Genomic DNA, 4,502 nt, shown 5'->3' with positions numbered 1-4,502 from the left:
CGACCCCGGTGCGCGGCCCCTTCCGTACCTGCGCGGCGGGGACCGGAGTGCCGGTCAGTATCCGCATCGGTGTCTCGCCGAAGGCGCAGGCGTCCGTGCCGTCCAGGGCCCGGTCGACCTCCAGCGCGGTGGCGAGACGGGCCGGGCCTTTGGCCAGTTCCTTGTCGTTGCGGGCCGAGGGACGGCGCTTGCGGGCGAGTTCCGCGCCCTCGACGATCTCGCCGGCGCGCAGTAGTACGGCGCTCGCGGTGCCCTCGGGTCCGCAGACGAGGTTCATGCAGTGCCACATGCCGTAGGTGAAGTAGACGTACACGTGGCCCGGTTCGCCGAACATCACGGCGTTGCGGGCGGTGCGGCCCCGGTAGGCGTGGGAGCCCGGGTCGTTCCGGCCGTCGTACGCCTCGACCTCGGTGAGGCGTACCGCGATCGGGCCGTCGGGTGTCGTGCGGACCAGGATGCGCCCGAGGAGATCGGGTGCGACCTCCAGGACCGGGCGGTCGAAGAACGAACGGGGCAGTGGCATACGGTCCGGGGGCGCGATCATGCCCTCCGAGGGTAGTCCACGGGGGTGGCCCCGACGGGTCATGACCAGGGCGGAACCGGCCAGGGGGTGGCGCGCGTATGTAGGGGCGAGGTCCGTTCGTAAAGGGAGAGTCAATGGCGTTCAGGAAGCTGCTCGCGAGCCTCGGGGCCGGCGGGGCCTCGGTCGATACGGTGCTGACCGAGGTCAATGTCGTACCGGGCGGCGTGGTCCAGGGGGAGGTGCGGATCCAGGGCGGGTCCGTGAACCAGGCGATCGAGGGTCTCTCGGTCGGGCTTCAGGCGCGGGTCGAGGTCGAGAGCGGCGACCAGGAGTACAAGCAGGACATCGAGTTCACCAAGGTGCGGCTCGGTGGTGCCTTCGAGCTCCAGGCCGGTGCCCTGCACGCGGTGCCGTTCGGACTGGAGATCCCCTGGGAGACGCCGGTCACCATGATCGACGGGCAGGCGCTGCGCGGGATGCACATCGGGGTGACGACCGAGCTGGCGATCGCCCGTGCCGTGGACTCCGGCGACCTCGACCCGATCAACGTGCACCCGCTGCCGGCGCAGCAGGCGATCCTGGACGCGTTCATCCAGCTGGGCTTCCGTTTCAAGAGCGCCGACATGGAGCGCGGTCACATCCGGGGCACCCGGCAGCAGCTGCCGTTCTACCAGGAGATCGAGTTCCACCCGCCGGCGCGGTACCGGGGGCTGAACCAGGTGGAGCTGAGCTTCGTCGCCGACGGGCACGCCATGGACGTCGTGCTGGAGATGGACAAGAAGCCGGGGCTGTTCAGCGAGGGTTCGGACACCTACCGGTCCTTCGAGGTGGGGCTGCACGACTGGCAGGGCACCGACTGGGCGGCGTACCTCAACCAGTGGCTGTCCGAGGTCGGCAGCCGGCGCAACTGGTTCTAGTGCTGCGACCGGAAGGGTTCACCGGCTCGCGACGCCCGGCAAACCTTCCCAGCCACAGCACTAGGCTCGGGAACTGCTGGTTCCAGATCATCGATCAGGAGGTACCGAGGTGACCGAGCTCAAGCGGCGGCCGCTCCCCCATGACTTCCATCCGCCCGTGCCGTCGTTCACGGTGACGAGCGCGGACGTCGAGGAGGGCGCGACGCTGAAGAGCGCTCAGGTGCACGCGGAGGGCAACACCTCGCCGCAGCTGCGGTGGGATGGCTTCCCGCCCGAGACCAAGAGCTTCGCCGTGACCTGCTACGACCCGGACGCGCCGACCGGCAGTGGGTTCTGGCACTGGGTGCTGTTCGACATCCCGGTCTCGGTGACGGAGCTGCCCGCGGGCGCCGGGAGCGGCAAGTTCGAGGGGCTGCCCGAGGGCGCCGTCCACGCGCGCAACGACTACGGGACGAAGGACTTCGGCGGTGCCGCGCCGCCGCCCGGGGACGGCCCGCACCGGTACGTCTTCACGGTGTACGCGGTGGACCAGGAGAAGCTGGGCCCGGACGCGGACGCGTCGCCGGCCGTCGTCGGCTTCAACCTGCGGTTCCATACCCTCGCGCGGGCACAGCTCATCGGCGAGTACGAGAACCCCGCGCAGGGCTGAGCGCGGCACGTCGAGTCAGCCGGGCGTTCATCGAACGTTTGCCCGTCTCCGGTCTTGGAAGTGACCGGAGACGGGCATTTTTTATTGCGTTGTCCATCTCGGCGCGCCCATCCAGAGTTGATCCCGAGCCCGCCGGGGGGTGGGCGGCTGCACACGGGAGGTGGGCCGGATGCGTGACACGTTGGTGCTGAACGCGAGCTTCGAGCCGCTGTCTACGGTGACTCTGAACCGAGCCGTCGTCCTGGTCCTCCAGGACAAGGCGGTGGTCGAGCAGGCCCATCCCGAGCTGCGGATGCGCGGGGCCGACGTGGACATACCCGCGCCCCGGGTGATCAGGCTGTGCCGGTACGTACGGGTGCCGTTCCGAAGACAAGCGCCGTGGTCGCGGCGGGGGGTGCTGGTGCGGGACCGGCACCGGTGCGTGTACTGCGGGCGCAGGGCGACAACGGTGGACCACGTGGTGCCGCGGGCGCAGGGTGGGCAGGACACGTGGCTGAACACCGTGGCGGCGTGCGCGGAGGACAATCACCGCAAGGCGGACCGGACTCCGGAGGAGGCCGGGATGACGTTGCTGAGGGCGCCGTTCGAGCCGACGCCGGCGGACGCGATGCTGCTCGCGCTGGGTGCCGAGGACTTCGCGGCGCTGCCCGGCTGGTTGGCCCAGGACGCCGCCTGACCGTGTGCCGTGGCGTTTCGTGACGTGCGCCGGCGGCCGCGGGATCTGCCGCGCCGGCCGTCGGTCGTTCCCGCTTGATCGTGCACCCTGCCCGCGCCTTCGAGGGGCGCGGGCAGGGTGCCGGCGTTCGCGCGGCGGTCCTCAGTCGATGCTGGGCTTCTCGCGGCGCTCCGTGGCCGGACCCTTGTTCTGGGCCGGGAGGGTGGCGCCGCCGTTGCCGCCGTTGCCTCCGCCGCCGAGGGGGCCGAAGTTGCCCATGGCGCCGGAGAGGCCCTTGAGGGCGTCGCCGATCTCGCTGGGGACGATCCAGAGCTTGTTGGCGTCGCCCTCGGCGATCTTCGGGAGCATCTGGAGGTACTGGTACGACAGCAGCTTCTGGTCGGGGTCGCCGGCGTGGATGGCCTCGAAGACCGTGCGAACGGCCTGGGCCTCGCCCTCGGCGCGCAGGGCGGCGGCCTTGGCCTCACCCTCGGCGCGCAGGATCTGGGACTGCTTCTCGCCCTCGGCCGTGAGGATCGCGGCCTGGCGGGTGCCCTCGGCGGTGAGGATCGCGGCGCGCTTGTCACGGTCGGCGCGCATCTGCTTCTCCATCGAGTCCTGGATGGAGGTCGGGGGCTCGATGGCCTTCAGTTCGACGCGGTTGACGCGGATGCCCCACTTGCCGGTGGCCTCGTCCAGGACGCCGCGCAGGGCGGCGTTGATCTCCTCGCGGGAGGTCAGGGTGCGCTCCAGGTCCATGCCGCCGATGATGTTGCGCAGCGTGGTGACGGTGAGCTGCTCGATCGCCTGGATGTAGCTGGCGACCTCGTAGGTGGCCGCGCGGGCGTCCGTCACCTGGTAGTAGATGACGGTGTCGATGTTGACGACCAGGTTGTCCTGGGTGATCACCGGCTGGGGCGGGAACGGGACGACCTGTTCCCGCAGGTCGATCCGGTTGCGGATGGTGTCGATGAACGGGACCACGATGTTCAGGCCCGCGTTCAGGGTCCGCGTGTAGCGGCCGAAGCGTTCGACGATGGCCGCGCTGGCCTGTGGGATGACCTGGATGGTCTTGATCAGGGCGATGAAGACCAACACCACCAGAATGATCAGGACGATGATGACCGGTTCCATCGTGTTCCCCGTACCCCTCTCCGCCTGGGCGCCTTCGGACGATCTCGTGCCTGTTGCTCGTACCTGCTCAAAGGATCATGCCCGTCGAGTGTGACAGACCGCGGCCCAACTCGCAGGCGGGATCGCTCAGATGACGATGGCGGTGGCCCCTTCGATGTCCACGACGTCCACCTCCTGGCCCGCCTCGTAGGCCCGGCCGGAGTCCAGGGCACGGGCCGACCAGATCTCCCCGGCGAGCTTGATGCGGCCGCCGGAGCCGTCGACCCGCTCCAGCACGACGGCCTGTCTGCCCTTCAACGCCTCGACACCGGTGGCGAGTCGCGGGCTCTGCCGGCCGTGCCGGGCCGCGATGGGCCGCACGACGGCGATGAGGGCGACGGAGACGACGAGGAACGCGACCACCTGGACGACCGCGCCGAAACCGAGGCCGGCGACGACGGCGGCCGCGACGGCCCCCACCGCGAGCATGCCGAACTCCGGCATGGCGGTGACGACGAGCGGGATTCCGAGCGCCGCCGCGCCGACGAGCCACCACACCCATGCGTCGATGTCGTTCACGTGGTCATCGTAGGGCCCCGTTCGGCCCGCGGACAGGGCGCGTTGGGGGGCGGGGCCGGTTTTGCG

6 protein-coding genes are annotated in these 4,502 nt (G+C 70.2%); 3 read left to right on the top strand and 3 right to left on the bottom strand.

The features are described 5' to 3' along the window. On the bottom strand, nt 1-544 hold a 544-nt coding region (locus tag FRZ03_RS24125; protein WP_146467249.1), incomplete at its 3' end, for a DNA-3-methyladenine glycosylase. 113 nt (nt 545-657) lie between these two features. Between FRZ03_RS24125 and FRZ03_RS24120 the strand changes: the two genes are divergently transcribed. The 3 genes from FRZ03_RS24120 to FRZ03_RS24110 all read left to right on the top strand — a co-directional run bounded on the left by FRZ03_RS24120 (nt 658) and on the right by FRZ03_RS24110 (nt 2,765). Next, the gene (locus FRZ03_RS24120) at nt 658-1,440 is read left to right on the top strand and encodes a sporulation protein (RefSeq protein WP_146467248.1); all 783 of its coding nucleotides are present in this window, start codon (nt 658-660) and stop codon (nt 1,438-1,440) included. A 109-nt stretch (nt 1,441-1,549) separates the two neighbouring features. Further along, entirely contained in the window at nt 1,550-2,089 is a 540-nt protein-coding gene (locus tag FRZ03_RS24115; protein WP_146467247.1) for a YbhB/YbcL family Raf kinase inhibitor-like protein, read from the top strand. Between the two features lie 169 nt (nt 2,090-2,258). Then, nucleotides 2,259-2,765 carry an HNH endonuclease gene (locus tag FRZ03_RS24110; protein WP_146467246.1) on the top strand — a complete coding sequence of 169 codons (507 nt, stop codon included), beginning with the start codon at nt 2,259-2,261 and terminating at the stop codon, nt 2,763-2,765. Between the two features lie 141 nt (nt 2,766-2,906). Here the strand turns inward: FRZ03_RS24110 and FRZ03_RS24105 are convergent, their stop codons facing one another. Both FRZ03_RS24105 and FRZ03_RS24100 read right to left on the bottom strand, forming a co-directional pair. Continuing rightward, nucleotides 2,907-3,878, bottom strand: a complete 972-nt coding sequence (locus tag FRZ03_RS24105) for an SPFH domain-containing protein (protein ID WP_146467245.1) — start codon at nt 3,876-3,878, stop codon at nt 2,907-2,909. A gap of 126 nt (nt 3,879-4,004) precedes the next feature. Continuing rightward, a complete protein-coding gene (locus tag FRZ03_RS24100) occupies nt 4,005-4,436 on the bottom strand; it encodes an NfeD family protein (protein ID WP_146467244.1) in 432 nt (143 codons plus the stop codon). Between the last annotated feature and the right edge of the window lie 66 nt (nt 4,437-4,502).

It is taken from the genome of Streptomyces misionensis, from assembly GCF_007896895.1.
GTDB lineage: Bacteria > Actinomycetota > Actinomycetes > Streptomycetales > Streptomycetaceae > Streptomyces > Streptomyces misionensis_A.
The sequence above is the reverse complement of the archived record's forward strand: the minus strand, read 5'-3'. Positions and strand labels throughout refer to the sequence as shown.